Source organism: Corynebacterium marambiense (assembly GCF_016342275.1).
GTDB classification, from domain to species: Bacteria; Actinomycetota; Actinomycetes; order Mycobacteriales; family Mycobacteriaceae; genus Corynebacterium; species Corynebacterium marambiense.
Map to the genome: position 1 here is coordinate 73,535 of NZ_JAEIOT010000011.1, position 16,921 is coordinate 90,455.

The 16,921-nt window shown below is 67.0% G+C and carries 10 protein-coding genes and 2 pseudogenes; 9 read left to right on the top strand and 3 right to left on the bottom strand.

The features are described 5' to 3' along the window. The first annotated feature begins 432 nt into the window (after positions 1-432). The 7 genes and pseudogenes from JDV76_RS09590 (at position 433) to JDV76_RS09615 (ending at position 12,508) form a co-directional block, all read left to right on the top strand. Entirely contained in the window at positions 433-2,421 is a 1,989-nt protein-coding gene (locus JDV76_RS09590; RefSeq protein WP_198736679.1) for an alpha/beta hydrolase-fold protein, read from the top strand. After that, positions 2,421-2,960 (top strand): DUF732 domain-containing protein, encoded by a 540-nt coding sequence (locus JDV76_RS09595; protein ID WP_198736680.1) that lies wholly within the window; start codon positions 2,421-2,423, stop codon positions 2,958-2,960. The genes JDV76_RS09590 and JDV76_RS09595 overlap by 1 nt, the downstream gene beginning before the upstream one ends. A gap of 5 nt (positions 2,961-2,965) precedes the next feature. Beyond that, positions 2,966-3,946: a cutinase family protein gene (locus tag JDV76_RS09600; RefSeq protein WP_198736681.1), complete on the top strand. Its 981-nt coding sequence runs from the start codon at positions 2,966-2,968 to the stop codon at positions 3,944-3,946. A 109-nt stretch (positions 3,947-4,055) separates the two neighbouring features. Beyond that, positions 4,056-5,900, top strand: a complete 1,845-nt coding sequence (locus tag JDV76_RS09605; RefSeq protein WP_198736682.1) for a FadD32-like long-chain-fatty-acid--AMP ligase — start codon at positions 4,056-4,058, stop codon at positions 5,898-5,900. Between the two features lie 167 nt (positions 5,901-6,067). Then, positions 6,068-9,737 (top strand): annotated as a pseudogene (locus JDV76_RS09610) (beta-ketoacyl synthase N-terminal-like domain-containing protein); the annotation flags it as partial. 191 nt (positions 9,738-9,928) lie between these two features. Beyond that, positions 9,929-10,933: an alpha/beta fold hydrolase gene (locus JDV76_RS13060; protein ID WP_418884424.1), complete on the top strand. Its 1,005-nt coding sequence runs from the start codon at positions 9,929-9,931 to the stop codon at positions 10,931-10,933. Positions 10,934-10,957: 24 nt separating this feature from the next. Next, entirely contained in the window at positions 10,958-12,508 is a 1,551-nt protein-coding gene (locus JDV76_RS09615) for an acyl-CoA carboxylase subunit beta (RefSeq protein ID WP_198736683.1), read from the top strand. Positions 12,509-12,627: 119 nt separating this feature from the next. On the opposite strand, the gene JDV76_RS09620 is transcribed toward JDV76_RS09615, so the two are convergent. Continuing rightward, positions 12,628-12,897: a PLDc N-terminal domain-containing protein gene (locus JDV76_RS09620; protein WP_198736684.1), complete on the bottom strand. Its 270-nt coding sequence runs from the start codon at positions 12,895-12,897 to the stop codon at positions 12,628-12,630. Positions 12,898-13,520: 623 nt separating this feature from the next. On the opposite strand from JDV76_RS09620, the gene JDV76_RS09625 reads away from it, so the two are divergent. Both JDV76_RS09625 and JDV76_RS12640 read left to right on the top strand, forming a co-directional pair. Beyond that, on the top strand, positions 13,521-13,976 hold the full coding sequence (locus JDV76_RS09625; protein WP_198736685.1) for a hypothetical protein: 456 nt from the start codon (positions 13,521-13,523) through the stop codon (positions 13,974-13,976). Between the two features lie 3 nt (positions 13,977-13,979). Beyond that, a pseudogene (locus JDV76_RS12640) lies at positions 13,980-14,165 on the top strand (helix-turn-helix transcriptional regulator); the annotation flags it as partial. Positions 14,166-15,095: 930 nt separating this feature from the next. Here the strand turns inward: JDV76_RS12640 and JDV76_RS09635 are convergent. Both JDV76_RS09635 and nagA read right to left on the bottom strand, forming a co-directional pair. After that, entirely contained in the window at positions 15,096-15,584 is a 489-nt protein-coding gene (locus tag JDV76_RS09635; RefSeq protein ID WP_336244254.1) for a DUF3054 domain-containing protein, read from the bottom strand. Positions 15,585-15,675: 91 nt separating this feature from the next. Beyond that, positions 15,676-16,842, bottom strand: a complete 1,167-nt coding sequence (gene nagA, locus JDV76_RS09640) for an N-acetylglucosamine-6-phosphate deacetylase (protein WP_198736686.1) — start codon at positions 16,840-16,842, stop codon at positions 15,676-15,678. Positions 16,843-16,921: the final 79 nt, after the last annotated feature.

Here is a 16,921-nt window from a genome sequence, read left to right on the forward strand (position 1 = left end):
CGCCGGAACCTGAAACGATTGGTTCGGGCGGGGATTCTCTCTGTCTGGATCGGGTGCCCGCGCGGATACCCCGGTTCGTCGCGGGCGGCACGCCCCGGTCCTCGGGGACGCCGGGTGACGTGGCTCGTGACGAGGTGACGCGTGGGGTAATGTCGGCGTGTCGCACGGTCAATATCGACGAATCGCGGCGAACTGCCTAAACTTAAAGTCGATCTTTAGGGTTTGGGTCGGACGCTAGTACAGCGGTTAGTAACGACCCGACCCTTGAGCGACGACATAGCAATACGAAAAGCCGGTGGCGGTTGTCACTGCCCATTCCGGGGGAGGGGAACTCCCGGAGCGGAGCAGGACACCAGTTCATGCCACCGGTTGCACCGGTCGGCCATTTTCCGGCGACCATTGATCTCAAGAACCGATACAAAGGACACCTTCATGCGCGACACCGCATCCAACAGCAGCCGGCGGCCTTACCGGATCGCCCTCGCTGCAGTCCCCACTGCCATCGCCCTGGGCGTCGGACTCCTCTCCCCGGTCGCCTCGGCCGAGCAATCGACGGTCCTGGCACAGAGCTCCGGCCTCGATGGCCTGTCCAGCGCATTCGGCTCATCCGGGGGAGTCTCTGACTACCTGAAGGAGGACAACGTCCCGGAGCGGACCCCCGTCAAGACGGAGTACCCCGACATCGACGGTCTCCCCGAGGGCGTTGACGTCGTCCGTCAGGAGTGGCTGAGCACGCACCGCATCGCCTTGTTCATCAAGTCGGCTGCGATGCCGGAGCAGCTGATGCAGGTGCAGATCCTGCTCGCCCGCGACTGGTACTCCCAGCCGGACGCGAAGTTCCCGAGCGTATGGCTGCTCGATGGCCTGCGCGCCGTCGATGAGGAGTCCGGCTGGACCCTGAACACGAACGCCGAACAATTCTTCGCGGACAAGAACGTCAACGTGATCCTGCCGATCGGCGGCGAGTCGTCGTTCTACACCGACTGGAACCGCCCCGACAACGGCAAGAACTACCGCTGGGAGTCATTCCTCACGCAGGAACTGCCCGCCGTGCTGCGACAGGGCTACCGGGCGAACGGTGAGCGTGCGCTCGCAGGTCTGTCGATGGGCGGCACCGGCGCCGTCAACATCGCCGAGCACCGCCCCGACCTCTTCAACTTCGTCGGCTCCTTCTCCGGATACCTGGACACCACCTCCACCGGTATGCCGGCGATGATCTCCGGGGCGCTACAGGAGGGCGGCGGCTACAGTGCCGACGCCATGTGGGGCCCCGCGGGCTCCCAGCGCTGGATTGACAACGACCCGAAGCTCGGCATCGAGGCGCTGAAGGGAAAGACCGTCTACATCTCCGCGGGCTCCGGGCGCGACGATTTCGGTGAGCCTGGTTCCGTCGCCACCGGTCCCGCCAACGAGGCGGGCAAGGGGCTCGAGGTCATCGCCCGGATGACCTCGCAGACCTTCGTCGAGGCGGCCAAGGACGCCGGTGTCCCCGTGATCGCCATGTTCCGGCCGTCGGGCGTGCACAACTGGCCGTATTGGCAGTTCGAGCTGACCCAGGCGTGGCCCTACATCGCCGATACCCTCGCCCTGAAGGACGCGGACCGGGGCGCGGACTGCGTCACCATCGGCGCGATCGCGGAGGCGACCGCCTCCGGCGCATGGGGCAACTGCGTGAACAACGAGTACGACGTCGTCGCCGGTGACGGTGACGCCGGTAAGGCGCAGGACTTCCGCGGGGGCCAGGCGTACTGGTCCGCGGACACCGGCGCGCACGTGATCATCGGACGCATCGCCGCCCGCTACGCGGAGCTCGGCGGGCCGCGCTCCTTCCTCGGCTTCCCGAAGACCAACGAGCTGGCCACGCCGGACGGCAAGGGTCGGTATGTCCACTTCGAGAACGGGTCCATCTACTGGACCCCGGAGACCGGCGCCCGTGAGATCCCGGGCGACATGTTCGAGGCTTGGGGCGATCAAGGCTGGGAGACCGGCGTGCTCGGGTACCCGGTGGCCGAGGCCAAGGAACTTGAGGGCAGCTGGATCCAGCAGTTCCAGGGCGGCTACGTCATCCGCACCCCGAAGAACGGGACATTCTGGTCCCGCGGCCTCATCGCCCGCAAGTACGGCGAGATGAAGGCTACCGCGTCGAAGCTCGGTGCACCGACCTCCAACGAGTTCCTGATCGCGGGGGGCGCGCTGCAGAACTTCGACAACGGCACGATCTACTGGTCCGCCTCCACTGGTGCACACGCTGTGTACAACGGCGACATCCGCGACCACTGGGGCAAGAACGGATGGGAGAACGGCAAGTTCGGGTGGCCCACCACCGATCTCGAGGAGATCCCCGCCGGTGGCCTGAAGCAGTCCTTCCGACACGGCACGATCAAGCAGATCAACGGTCGAATCGTCGAGGAAATGAACTGATGCGTAGGTTTACCTTTCCCCTGCTGACCGTCGCGGTGCTCGCACTCGCGGGATGCGGCGGAGCTACCTCTGAGAGTGGTGATGCCACCGAGACCCAGGCGATTACGTCCTCGCTGCCGACAGCGTCGTCTGCCGCCTCCGCGGAGGAGAAGGCCGCCCGCGAATCGAAGGAATCGTCACTCTCCTCCGCCAGCCCGGAGCACCGGGAGGTCGCCCCCCAGCCGGTGGTTCCCGCAGTGCCCGAGCCCCGGGACGGGGCAGCCAGGGAGATTGATGAGATCCCCGGGCTTGCCCAGGACCGCAGTCCCGCCGACCTGGACTACCTGAAGGCGCTCACGGGCAGCGGAATCACCGTCGACGGTGTCGAGGACCAGATGATTGGTGCCGCTGCCGAGGTGTGCCGCTCGGCCGCCAGCGGCGTGGAGAACTACACGCTGGAGGCCGTCGCCGGTCAACTCGTTGAGCAAGGGCGGGCCTCCGCCCCGGTCCCGGAGATCGCTAAGCGGATTGCCTCCGCCGCCAAGTCGGCGTACTGCTAGACGGTATGAAAAAGACGCTGACAGTCCTGGCCGTCATCATCGTGGTCGGCCTGATCGCCGTGGGAACATGGCGCTGGGTCAATGATGAGGGGATCATTCCCGGCCAGGAACCGGGTGGACCCGGCGGGCCCGCCGCCACCGGACCGGTACAGCCGGACTGGTGCCCCGACGTCGAGGTCATCGCCGCGCCGGGCACGTGGGAGTCGTCGCCCACGGACGATCCGGCCAACCCGTCGTTCAACCCCAACTCGTTCCTGCTGACGGTCACCCGGCCGCTGCAGAACACGTATCCGGCGGACCGGGTGAAGGTATGGACGCTGCCGTACACCGCGCAGTTCCGCAATCTCAACGCTGATCAGGAGATGACCTACGACGAGTCCCGGAACGAGGGCACGTCGACGCTGGAGAATGAGCTCCGGATCACCCATCGGGACTGCCCGCTCACCGACTTCGTCATGACGGGATTCTCCCAGGGAGCGGTCATCGTCGGTGACATCGCCAGCGAGATCGGCAACGGACACGGCGCCGTGCCTGCTGAACGCGTCAGGGGTGTCGCCCTGATCGCAGACGGTCGGCGCGAGCCCGGTGTCGGGCAGTCCGTGGGCAACCCGGTGTCCGGTGTCGGTGCCGAGATCTCCCTCGAATTGCTGAACCCGGCCGTGCAGCTGGTCACCCCGGGCGCCACGATGCGCGGCCCGCGGGATAGCGGCTTCGGTGTCCTGGACGACCGGACCTTCCAGGTCTGTGCCCCGAACGACCACATCTGCGATGCCCCGCTGGGCGTCGGGAACGCGGTGGAGCGGGCCCAGGGGCTGATCGAGAACAACGGGGTGCACGCACAGTACGCCACGAACCCGAACGTGTTCCCGGGGTCGACGACAACCCAGTGGCTGATCGGCTGGATCTCCGGCCTCATCGACCGGGCCCCGGCACCCGCGCAGGCGCCCGAATCCGGTGTGGTCAACTCCGTGCCTCCGGTGCCCTGACACCGCGCGTCGGCGGGTGTTTCGTCGGCAAAGTAATACACTGGACCAAACTTACGATGCAAAATACGGTGCCGGATAGTGCGCACCACACCGACGAACGAGGAGAATAATGGATCTCAAGGCGGCCATCGGCCAGTTCTTTGATGACAAGGGCCAGATCAACCTTCCGGAGCAGCTGACGCTGGCCGGACTGTGCGAGACCCTCTACATGGTGGAGGCCGCCTCAGGTGGCGTGGACCGTGACTGCCTCCGGTTCTGGGACTACTCGTTGAACCGCGACGGTGAGTGCACGGACTATTCGCGCAGGCAGATCAACACCCGAATCAAGGCTGTCGCCGCCCGTCTCCAGCAGATCGGTTCGCTCGGTGACCGGGTCGCGATCCTCGCCGGCAATAGCCCGGAGTACATGTTCGGCTTCCTCGGCGCGATGTACGCCGGCATGGCCCCGATCCCGCTCTACGATCCGATGGAGCCCGGTCACGGTGACCACCTCACTGCGGTCCTCGCGGACTGCGAGCCCAAGTTCATCCTGACGAACTCCGCCTCCGCAGCGGCCGTCCGCAAACTGTTCGCGTCCCGCCCCGCAGCAGAACGCCCGCGTATCCTCACGATCGATGCGCTCCCGGACTCCCTGGCCGAGAGCTTCGTCAACCCCATGGAGACCGAGGCCGGCAAGCAGCTCGCCGCGTCCTCGACGACGTCCCCGCTGGACCTCGTGGCGTTCCTGCAGTACACCTCCGGCTCGACCCGAACCCCCGCCGGCGTGGTTCTGACCAACCGCAATATCATGACCAACGTGCTGCAGATCTTCACCGCGGCGAATCTGAAGCTGCCGTTGCGGGTGGTCTCCTGGTTGCCGCTGCACCACGACATGGGCATCATTCTCGCCGCTTTCTGTGTGATCCTCGGGCTGAAGATCGAGATGATGAGCCCCCGCGACTTCATTCAGCAGCCCGGTCGGTGGCTAGACCAGATCGCCGCCGGTGACGAAGACGAGTACATCTACACCATCGTCCCGAACTTCGCCCTCGAGCTCGCCGTGCGCTACGGTCGCCCCGCCGAGGGGGAGACCCTGGACCTCAGCCGCGTGGACGGTCTGATCGTCGGCTCCGAGCCGGTTACCCCGAAAGCCATCAACCAGTTCATCGACGCCTTCGGTGGGTACGGTCTGAACACCAACGCCATCCGCCCCTCCTACGGTCTGGCCGAGGCATCGCTCATCGTCTCCACCCCGCAGACCGACACCCGCCCGCTGATCACCTGGGTCGACCGGGACCGCCTCAACGAGGGCACCGTGGAGCTCGTCGACGGCCCCGGTGAGCACGCCGCCGCCCTCGTGTCCAACGGCCAGGTGGCCCGCCCGCAGCACCTCGTCATCGTCGATCCCGAGACCCGCTGCGAGGTGCCCGACGGCACCGTCGGTGAGATGTGGACCCACGGCGACAACACCGCCGCCGGCTATCTCGACCGCCCCGACGACACCGCCGAGACGTTCCGCAACACCCTTGCCGGTCGTCTGCCCGAGAACTCCCGCGCTGAGGGCGCCCCGGACGATGACCGCTGGCTGGCAACCGGCGACCTCGGTGTGATCGTCAACGACGAGCTCTACATCACCGGCCGCCGCAAGGACCTCATCATCATCGCGGGCCGGAACCACTACCCGCAGGACATCGAGTACACCGTCGACCACGCCTCGGACCACATCCGCCCCGCGGCCATCGCTGCGTTCGCCATCCCCGGCGACGAGGTGGAGAAACTGGTCATCATCGCGGAACGCGATCTCGGACGGGACGCGGACGGTGACGCTGCGGCGATCGACGCGATCCGCACCGCCGTGTCCACCTCGCACGGTGTCGTTCCGGAGGACATCGTGATCGTCGCACCCGACGAAATCAAGCGCAGTTCCAGCGGTAAGATTGCCCGGAGGGTCTGTCGCCGCGACTATCTCGCATAGGGATCATCAGCCACCACCGGACAGGCCCCCCGTGGTTCCCCTCCCGTCACACCGGCGGGAGGGGAACCACGGGGGGCCGCGCCGTTACCGGGGTGAAACGATCACCGTGGCGAATCAGATAATTCATCAAGACCGAAATCACCACACGAAAAGAGTGAAGCCACCGCATGGATCACAGTCAGCAGTCCTCGTCGATGACCACCGCAGAACTACGTACGTGGCTGCGTGACTGGGTCGTCAGGACAACAGGCCTGCCCGAGGAGGAGATCACCGATGACAAGCCGATGGAGACCTTTGGGCTGTCCTCGCGTGACGTCGTGGTTCTCTCCGGCGAGCTGGAGAACCTCGTCGGTACCCAGCTCGATGCGACTGTGGCGTACGAGTTCCCGACAATCGGGGCCCTGGCTCGCCGCGTGATTGAGGGGCCCGTAGCGGTGAAACGCAGCCCCCGCGCGCAGGCTGGGGTGCGTACCGCCTCCACGAACGGGACACCCGGCAGCCACGATATCGCGATCATCGGGATGGCTGCCCGCTATCCGGGCGCGGACAACCTCGACGAGATGTGGGATCTGCTGGTCAGTGGCCGGGACGGAGTGGGGGACCTGCCCATCGGGCGCTGGTCCGAGTACTCGGGCGACGACGTCATGGCGCGCAAACTCGCCGAGGTCAACACCACCGGCGGCTACCTGGAGGACATCGCGACGTTCGACGCCGAGTTCTTCGGGTTCTCACCGGTCGAGGCCGCCAACATGGACCCGCAGCAGCGCATCGTCCTTGAGCTTGCCTGGGAGGCTCTCGAGCACGCGCACATCCCCGTCTCCTCGCTGCGCGGCGAGCCGGTCGGTGTCTTCATCGGCTCCACCAACAACGACTACGGCATGCTGATCTCCGCGGACCCGGCCGAGGCGCACCCCTACGCGCTCACGGGAACGGCGAGCTCGATCATCCCGAACCGTATCTCCTACGCCTTCGACTTCCGCGGGCCCTCGGTGTCCATCGACACCGCCTGCTCATCCTCGCTCGTCGCGGTACACCACGCCGTCCGCGCCCTGCGCGACGGGGACGCCACCGTCGCACTCGCCGGCGGCGTCAACATTCTCTCCTCACCTTTCATCTCCACCGCCTTCGGGGAACTCGGGGTGATTAGCCCCACGGGTAAGATCCACGCGTTCTCGGAGGATGCCGACGGCTTCATCCGCTCCGATGGGGCAGGCCTCGTCGTGCTCAAGCGCGTCGACGACGCCATTGCCGATGGCGACGAGATCCTCGCCGTGATCAAGGGCACCGCCGTCAACTCCGACGGCCGTTCCAACGGGCTGACCGCCCCGAACCCAGAGGCCCAGATTGACGTCCTCGAGCGCGCCTACGCCGATGCCGGCATCGACCCGGCAGTCGTCGACTACGTCGAGGCCCACGGCACCGGCACGATCCTCGGTGACCCGATCGAGGCCACCGCGCTCGGCACGGTGCTCGGCGCGGACCGGGACGCCGCCGACCCGACCCTGCTCGGCAGCGCGAAGACGAATTTCGGGCACTCCGAGTCCGCCGCGGGCGCCGCGGGCCTGATCAAGGTCGTCCTCGGCATGCGCAACGGCGTGATCCCGCCGTCTCTCAACTACAGCGGCCCGAACCCCTACGTCGACTTTGACGCAGAGCACCTCGAGGTCGTCGAGGACCCGCGCGAATGGCCGTGCTACTCGGGTCGCCCCACCGCGGGCGTGTCCGGCTTCGGCTTCGGTGGCACCAACGCCCACGCCGTGGTGCAGGCTTTCGACCCGATGGACTACGACATTGAGCGCCCGGAGATCGAGGCCCAGCTCGACGACGGCGAGGCCGTCCTCCTGCCGGTCTCCGGTCTGCTGCCGTCCCGCCGCGCGCGGGCCGCTGGTGTGCTCGCTGAGTTCCTCGAGGGCCGCCCGGACTCCGATCTGCCTAAGGTCGCCCGTTCCCTGGCCCGGCAGAACCACGGCCGTTCCGCCGCGGTCGTCACCGCATCCAGCGTCGCGGAGGCCGTCAAGCGCCTGGGTATCGTCGCCGAGCGCAAGAAAGGCGCCGGGATCGCCGTCGCCGATTCCCCCGCCCAGCCCGGCCCCGTGTTCGTCTATTCGGGATTCGGGTCACAGCACCGCAAGATGGCCAAGGAACTCTACGAGCTGTCGCCGTTGTTCCGTGAGCGGCTCAATGAACTTAACGAGATCATCGGCTTCGAGTCGGGCTGGTCGCTGACCGATATCATCACCGACGACGAGCAGACCTACGACACCGAGACCGCGCAGGTTGCCATCACCGCGATCCAGATCGCGCTCACCGACCTCCTCGCGCACCTTGGGGCGACCCCCGCCGCCGTCGCGGGCATGTCCATGGGCGAAATCGCCGCGGCCTACGCCGCCGGTGGCCTGTCCGCCGAGGACGCCATGCGGGTGGCCTGCCACCGGTCACGTCTCATGGGTGAGGGGGAGAAGTCCTTGCCCGAGGATCAGCTTGGCGCGATGGCCGTCGTGGAATTCTCCGTCGACGAGCTGGACACCTTCATCGCCGAGAACCCCGACTTCGCGGGCATCGAACCCGCCGTCTACGCCGGCCCCGGCATGACCACCGTCGGCGGTCCCCGGGATGCCGTCGTGCGCTTCGTCGAACTCCTGGAGAAGCAGGAGAAGTTCGCCCGGCTGCTCAACGTCCGCGGCGCTGGCCACACCAGCGCCGTCGAACCCCTCCTCGGTGAGCTCGCCGCGGAGACCGCCGACATCGAGCCGCGTCCCCTGACCATTCCGCTCTACAGCTCCGTCGACCGCGGCGTAGTCTACCCGGCGGGATCCGTCGTCCACGACACCGACTACTGGGTGCGCTGCACCCGCGGGCGGGTCTGGTTCCTGGACGCGATCTCCCGCGTCTTCGCCGACGGCCACGACATCCTCGTCGAGGTCTGCCCCAACCCCGTCGCCCTGATGGGCATGATGAACACAGCATTCTCGGTGGGCAAGCCCGACGCGCAGCTGCTGCACACCCTCAAGCGCAAGGTGCCCCCGGCCGAGACCCTGCGCGATGTGCTGTCCCGGCTCTACGTCGCGGGCCAGCCGATCGACCTCGGCCTGCTCATCGGCGACGGGGAGCGCATCAATGCACCCGGCGTGCGCTGGAAGCACCAGCGCTACTGGACCGCCGCCCGCCCCTCATCCACGTCCGTGTCCAGCATCCCGGGCAACCGGGTGTCCCTGCCCGACGGCTCCGTGGCGTTCTCAATCCTCGCGGAGACCGTGCCCTCGACACTCGCGCTCGTCGAGGCCGCGGCCGAGGCACTGAACCCGGAGACCACCGTCGTCGCCTTCGAGGAACGGGGTACCTTGCCGCCCTCCGGTGAGATCACGACGATTGCCCGCCGTCACCTCGGCGGCGTCGACGTCACCGTCCACCGAATGCTCGGTGGCACCGCGACCCTCGTCGCCGAGGGCTTCGCCGCAGCACACACCGGTGACGGGCTCGGCCCGGTGCCCGGTGGTGCGGGTGTTGGCAGCTACGACTCCGATTCCGAGGCCGCCGACCCATCCGAGACCGGTCTGCCCGAGATCGTCGTCGACGCCGTCCGTTGGGACCCGGCGAGCGGGGAGAGCGTCGAGGACCGGCTACGGACCATCGTTAGTGAGTCCATGGGCTACGACGTTGACGATCTTCCGGGTGAACTCCCGCTGATCGATCTCGGGCTCGACTCCCTGATGGGTATGCGCATCAAGAACCGCATCGAGAACGACTTCCAGATCCCGCCGCTCCAGGTCCAGGCACTGCGGGACGCATCCGTCGCGGACGTCGTGGTCCTCGTGGAGCAGCTCGTTGCCGACCGTCACGCGGCACCGGCCGAACCGGAGTCGACTGCCTCGGCACCCGCCGAGGAAGCCGGGACCTCCGTTGCGGCAGCCGCCGACGAAACCCCGACGAACCCCCAGCGCCAGGGCGTCGGCGTCGCCCCCCGCGACGCCTCCGAACGTCTCGTCTTCGCGACCTGGGCGACCCTGACCGGTGCCGCTGCGACCGGGGTGACCAGTGATCTGCCCGAGGTCGACGAGGAGACCGCCACCGCTATCGCGGAGCGCCTCACGGAACGCTCCGGCACGGAAATCACGGCGGCTCAGGTGCACGAGGCACAGACCCTCGAACCACTGGCTGATGCCGTGCGCGAGGGACTGGAGACCGAGGTTGAGGGCAACATCCGGGTCCTGCGGCCCCGCCCCGAGGGCTCCGACAAACCGGCCGTGTTCATGTTCCACCCGGCGGGTGGTTCCTCGGTGGTCTACCAGCCCCTGATGCGGCGCCTCCCGGAGGACGTCCCCGTCTATGGTGTCGAGCGTCTCGAAGGTTCTCTCGAGGAACGTGCCGCCGCGTACATCGACGAGATCCGCGCCCACTCCGAGGGGCAGCCCGTGATCCTCGGCGGCTGGAGCTTCGGCGGCGCACTGGCCTACGAGGTCGCGCATCAGCTCGTCGGTTCCGACATCGAGGTCGAGCAGATCGTGCTCCTCGATACCGTACAGCCCTCCGAACCGGTGCCGGACACGATGGCGGAGACGAAGGCGCGTTGGCAGCGTTACCAGGCGTTCGCCAAGAAGACCTACGGTCTCGATTTCCCGGTACCCTTCGACCTCCTTGAGAGCGCCGGCGAGGAAGCCCTGTTGGCGATGATGGGTGAGTTCCTCGCCAACACCGACGCCACCGAGCACGGACTGTCCGCCGGTGTCCTCGAGCACCAGCGGGCCAGTTTCGTGGACAACCGCATCCTCGACACGGTCGATCTGGGGCGCTGGGCCGACGTCCAGGTGCCGGTCCTGCTGTTCCGGGCGGAGCGCATGCACGACGGTGCGATCGAGCTCGAGCCGCGCCTCGCGCGGATTGACCCCGACGGCGGATGGTCCGCTATCGTTAATGAGTTGGAGATCGTTCAATTGAGCGGCGACCATCTCGCCATCGTGGACGAGCCGGTCATCGGGACCGTCGGCGCGCACCTGACCCGGCGCATCGAAGAGCTCGCCCGCGACGATAATTAGAATTAGAAGAGGTAAAGGGGCGACGTGACCGGCCACACCACCGCTGAGAAACTCGCGGATCTGCACGCCAAACTCGCGCGGGCACAGGACCCGGGCAGTGAGAAAGCCCGTGCCAAGCGTGACGCCGAAGGTCTGACGACGCCCCGCCACCGCATCTCCCGGCTCCTCGACGAGGGCTCCTTCGTCGAGATCGGGGCACTTGGGCGCACCCCGGACACCCCTGACGCCCCCTACGGTGACGGCGTCGTCGCCGGCTACGGCCGCATCGGCGGGCGTCCCGTCGCCGTCTACGCCCACGACAAGACCGTGTTCGGCGGTTCGGTGGGCGTGACCTTCGGCAAGAAGGTCTGCGAGGTGATGGACATGGCCATCAAGATCGGCTGCCCCGTCATCGGCATCAACGATTCCGGTGGCGCCCGCATCCAGGACGCCGTCACCTCCCTGGCGATGTACTCCGAGATCGCCCGCCGCCAGCTGCCTCTCTCGGGACGCAGCCCGCAGATCTCGATCATGCTGGGCAAGTGCGCCGGTGGTGCGGTGTACGCCCCCGTGACCACCGACTTCGTCGTCGCCGTGGCGGACCGCGCCGAGATGTACGTCACCGGTCCCGAGATCATCAAGAGCGTCACCGGCGAGGTCATCTCATCGGCCGAACTCGGTGGCGCCTACGAGCAGATGCTCAACGGCAACGTCTCCTACGTCGCCACCGACGAGGAGGACGCCTACGACTACGTCCACGAGCTCCTCGACCACCTGCCGAGTTCCTGCTTCGAACCGGCGCCCGTGTACGCCGCCGAGGACGACACACCCACCGAACGGGACATGGCGCTCGACTCGTTCATGCCGGACGACACCAACGCCGGCTACGACATGCACGATCTCCTCGACCAGATCTTCGATGACGAGGGCCTGCTGGAGATTCAGGCCGACTACGCGCCGAACATGATCACCGGTTTCACACGTATCGATGGACACAGCGTCGGTGTCGTGGCTAATCAGCCGATGTTCTACGCTGGCTGCATCGACGCCGACGCCGCCGACAAGTCCTCCCGCTTCATCCGGATCTGCGACGCCTACAACATCCCGCTGGTGTTCGTCGTCGACACCCCCGGCTACCTGCCCGGCGTCGAGCAGGAGAAGCTCGGCCTGATCCACCGTGGTGCGAAGCTCGGGTTCTCCGTCGTGGAGGCCACGGTGCCGAAGATCTCCCTCATCGTCCGCAAGGCATACGGCGGCGCCTACGCCGTGATGGGCTCGAAGTCCCTCTCCGGTGACATCAACCTCGCGTGGCCCACCGCCCAGGTCGCCGTCATGGGGGCCGCCGCAGCCGTCGTGATGATCCAGGGCCGGCAGATCGCCGCCGCCCCGCCGGAGCAGCGCGAGTACATGAAGAAACTGTTCATGGACTTCTACGACGAGAACATGACCAGCCCCTACGTCGCGGCTGAACGCGGCTACATCGACGCCATGATCGAACCCAACCAGACCCGTGTTGCGCTCCGGCAGGCCCTGCGGCAGCTGTCCACCAAGCGCGTCCCCGTGGAGCAGAAGAAACACACGATCATGCCGATGTGACAGCACTCCGGGAGGGGGCAGGCACCATGCCTGTGACCAGCGGGAACCGCCACTCCACAGTCTGTGAGCAGCCTGTTCCGGGCCCCGTTGCCCGCATTCATCCCGCAGCGGGCGGTCCCTCAGTCGCGGTGGTGCGTGAGCGGAACGATGACCCTGCGTACGAGTAGCCACACGGCGGGGCCGATCACCGGGGTGAGTAGGCACAGAACCGCGCACAGCAGAGCCGTCGTTGGCGTGGACTCCGCCCGTTCCACGGAATAGACGGCGGTCGCCGTGAGAACCACGAGTACCAGAGCACTGAGCCAGACCGTCGGGCTGTCCATCGCCGCACCGTACCCTGACAGGGACAGTGGGCCGTGGGCGGTACTCGGGGTGGTGGCGGTGGGCACGGGGTTCCTTCCCGATGGCGGTGACTGTGGACGACCGGGGCCGGTGGATCGGATGCGGTGGACTGTGTTTCAGAGCGCGAACTGCATGGTACATCCCGACGTCGAGCAGCCCGTCGGCCAGATATGCCCCGGGCGCTATTCGCCCCGGGCAGTTCTCAGTCGGCCCGACCAGTCGACTCCGGTGGGCAACCCGACGGGTGCCGCTGACCGGCATCGTGACGGAAGGGGGCTTTCTCGGCCGGCTGTCCGGTCCGCGCAGGATGCGTACTTCCACTTCCACGGCGCCGCTCATTCGGCGGCGTCCCGGTCGCACGCACTCCCCGGTGCGCCACGTGTGAGCCTACGCATCGCTCGCCGGGTGGGGTTGGCTGCACGAATACTGTCACATTCAGGATGGCTGGCGGGGAGGCCGGTCGGCTTCCGGCCGGGACGGAGCCTCGGCACGCGGTTCCAGCCGTACACAGCGGTGCTTTCTCGGGGGTGATCTTCGACCCGATGGTGGGGCACCGAGCTCGTCCGGGCGTCGCGGCGCCCCGGTGACTGTCAAAGACCCTTGACCACGACGGTAGCCCGGCCTAGCCTCGGTGATGTCAAGGAAACTTAACTCCGAGGAGTGGAAAACCATGAACGGGACCCGCACCCGATTCGGCCGCGCGAAGTTCGGCGGAACCCCGAAAACCCTGATCGCGCTCTCCCTGGTGAGCGGCATCATCGTCGCGGTCGGCTTCGGGAGCGTTGTGGCGCTGACGCGATTCACCGGCAACCCTCTGCTCGCAGTCACCGTGTCCAGCGTGTGCATCGCCCCGGTGTCCACCGCCGGAGCATGGGCGCTGATGGTTGACCGCGGGTCCATCGCGGGTGCCGTGGAGCGGCCCGGGGAATCGATCGAGAACCACTGGTACGCGCAAGCCGCACAGGACACCTTTCATACGGCGCTGATCTCGGTCGGAGTGCTCGGTGTCGCATCGGTGTTCTGGGACTTCTCTGTGTCCGGGTCCCTGATGGCGATATACGTCGGTTCTTTCCTGATGGGGGTCTTCGCCGTCGACTTCGGTCTCCGCAAGCTGCGGGAAAGCTAGATCGTGGACAACAGGCTCAGGCAGCTACGTGAGCAGCACGGGCTGTCGCAACAGAAGTTGGCTGACTCCCTGGGGGTGTCACGGCAGACCGTCATCAGCATTGAGAAGGGCCGCTACCACCCTTCCCTGCGCCTGGCGTTCCAGCTGGCCGAATGCTTCTCCTGCCGCATCGAGGACATATTCATCCCACATCCCGGCAGGGGGGGCGGACCGGGGAGCCGTCCAGGTGTGAACTCTCTCATGGACGGATCAGTCGGTTATGACCAGTCCCCGCCCAACGGGGGGGGACGTCGCCTCGGGCTGGGGAAAACTCGCCCGTCGGTGTCGCAGTGCCCTTGGGTGCGAGCCGCCTCGCCCGGTACCGTGGTGATCCCGGCTCGGTACGGGCGGTCAGGATCTTCGCGGAACTGCCGGTTTCGGGCACCGGCTGTTCCGCGCGGCCCCGCAGATCGCGTGGCCGCAGGCCGCAGGCGCCCGAGGACATGAACCCGGCGGGAGGGGACCTCTTTCGTGGTGGTTTCGCCGAACCGGTTCCGGTGGGCAGGGGATCTGTCGGTCGTACCCCTTTGAAACCGACACCCTGCATCCACGGTGAAGTCGGGTTCGGAGATGAGCGTCCCGGGCCGGGCCACCTTTCGACGAAAACTCCCCGGGGTGTTCCCGAGCGGCGTTTCCATCCACCGGAGGGGACCGGGAGTTCCTGCCCGCCTGATCTTGAGGGGCTCCGCCGGTTGGGGGTCACCTCCCCGGGCAACTGGGCCCGGTTATCCGGCACATGTGTGAAGTGAACACGGTTGCGATGAATCAGCTCCGGGCCAGGATTGATTCGCGGGGCGCCCCGGCGGACACGACCGCTCTCGGCCCGCGTCCCTGATCGAACGGACTCCGCCCGGTGAGACCACGGGTGTGGACACCGGGTTGTAGTGTGGATGGGCACCAGCCCCGCCGGAGAACCCCGTCCCCGGTTGCCTGATCACCCCGGAGGAGAACACCCTTGTCCAGCGCGCTGTCCACTGCCGTCGATCTCCTGACCGATATTCCGGGGATGTTCGCCTTCGCGTACCGCGCGTACGTCGAGCCGCTCCTGCGGCGCTAGGAGCACCGCGCGGGGCTGGGACGTTACCTCAACTGACGTTTGTCGTTCCGGGAGCGGCGCCTGTGCGGCTGGCGGTCCGCGCCGTTGAAGCGGTTGCCGACCCGCACCCACCCCATACGGCGAGCCACTGTCCCGAAGGTCCGCCACCCGAGCAAAAGTAGTCCGGACATGAGGCCTGCGACGATCATGAAGGACCAGTGGGGGATCGCCGAGTGGCGCACCCCCCAAATCGCCAGGCCAGTCACGAGGGTGACGAGCCAGACGGTGAGTCCGCCGGGGTTGATCGGCAGCGGTTCGCGGCGTTTGACCGCGAGGATTCCGTAGGCGAGCAGGACCCCGACAAGAAACGGCCATGCGGTGCCCAGCCATCCACCGATTGAGAATTCGAGTCCGTCGCCGCGGTGAGCAAGCCGTGCCAAGAGTGCGAAAAGAAGGAGTGCGGCCAGGTCAGCGTGCAATGCACGATGGCGGCCGGTGATGAAGGCGAGGGGGGAGTTCGGGGGTCTAGTCACTGTGGTGCTCCTCACTGCGGGCCTCTCGGCGGAAGGGCCCGACGCCGGTACCCGGCGTCGGGCATCTCACCCTTGACTCTACCCCGCCCGGTCAGGCCGGCTCGACAGCTTCGCCGGCTGCCCAGATACGGGTGGGAAGTAGGCTTTCGGGGTCGAGGATCAGGACATCACCCGGGTATCCCTTCGCGATACGGCCGTAGCGGTCGTTCATTCCGATGCAGCGTGCCGCGTGTCCGGTGGCTGCGGCGACGGCGACATCGAGGGGAACACCGACCTCGTGCACAGCGTTGGCCACCGCACGGTCCATGGTCAGGGTGGAGCCTGCGAGTGAGTCGCCCTCCGCGAGGCGGGCGACACCGTCGCGGACCTTCACCTTGAGCTGGCCGAGCATGTAATCGCCGTCCGGGTTACAGGTTGCGGACATCGCATCGGTGACGAGCACGACCCGCTCCGGTGCCTCGAGGAACAGGGACCGCACCACCTGCGGGTGCACGTGGATTCCATCGTTGATGACCTCGACCCACACGCGCTCGTCGCGGAGCGCGGCGATGACCGGGCCGGGGGCTCGGTGGTGAATTCCGTTCATTCCGTTGAACGCGTGAGTGAGCTGGGTGGCCCCGTTGTTGAAAGCCTCGCGTGAGGTCTCGTAGCTGGCGTTGGTGTGTCCGACAGCGGCGACGACGCCGTTCTCGACGAGCAGTTTGACCGCTTCAGTGCCGTTGGTGCGTTCCGGGGCGATGGTCATCTGGACGATGGTTCCCTGACCGGCGTCGAGAATCCGCCGGACGTTCTCGTCGGTGGGGTCCTTCAGCTCGTGCTCGGGGTGCGCACCCTTGTGCCCCGGATCCAGGAACGGGCCCTCGGGGTGCAGGCCGATGACCCGAGGGTTGGTGCGGACGATCTCCGCGCCCTCGCGGATGCGCTTTTCCATCAGATCCAGGGAATCGGTGACGTAGGAGAGCACGGCGCGGGTCGTGCCGTGGGCGGCGTGCTTCGCCAGGGCCGTGGTGGCGGTTTCGGGGCCGTCGTCGTAGGCGAACCCGCCACCGCCGTGGTGGTGGACGTCAACGTAGCCGGGGACGACCGGGGCACCCGCAGCGTCGATGATCTCGGCTCCCTCGGAGGGCCAGTTGTGGGAGTCAGCGGTGGTACCGACATGGGTGATGACGCCGTCGGCGATGCGCAGCGCACTGTCGGTGGCGGTTCCACCGATGGTGCCGTCGTAAAGGGTGGCTGAGTAGATGATCAAGCTGGACATGGTTCTGAAACGGTCCTTTTCGAGTTGTCACGCAGGGGTGGCCGGGGAGATTCCGGCGGGTGGGGATGGAGTGTCAGGA

Coding starts and splice junctions, on each gene's coding strand:
- JDV76_RS09590 (WP_198736679.1), top strand. CDS start 433: ATGCGCGACACCGCATCCAACAGCAGCCGGCGGCCTTACCGGATCGCC.
- JDV76_RS09595 (WP_198736680.1), top strand. CDS start 2,421: ATGCGTAGGTTTACCTTTCCCCTGCTGACCGTCGCGGTGCTCGCACTC.
- JDV76_RS09600 (WP_198736681.1), top strand. CDS start 2,966: ATGAAAAAGACGCTGACAGTCCTGGCCGTCATCATCGTGGTCGGCCTG.
- JDV76_RS09605 (WP_198736682.1), top strand. CDS start 4,056: ATGGATCTCAAGGCGGCCATCGGCCAGTTCTTTGATGACAAGGGCCAG.
- JDV76_RS09625 (WP_198736685.1), top strand. CDS start 13,521: ATGAACGGGACCCGCACCCGATTCGGCCGCGCGAAGTTCGGCGGAACC.
- nagA (WP_198736686.1), bottom strand. CDS start 16,842: ATGTCCAGCTTGATCATCTACTCAGCCACCCTTTACGACGGCACCATC.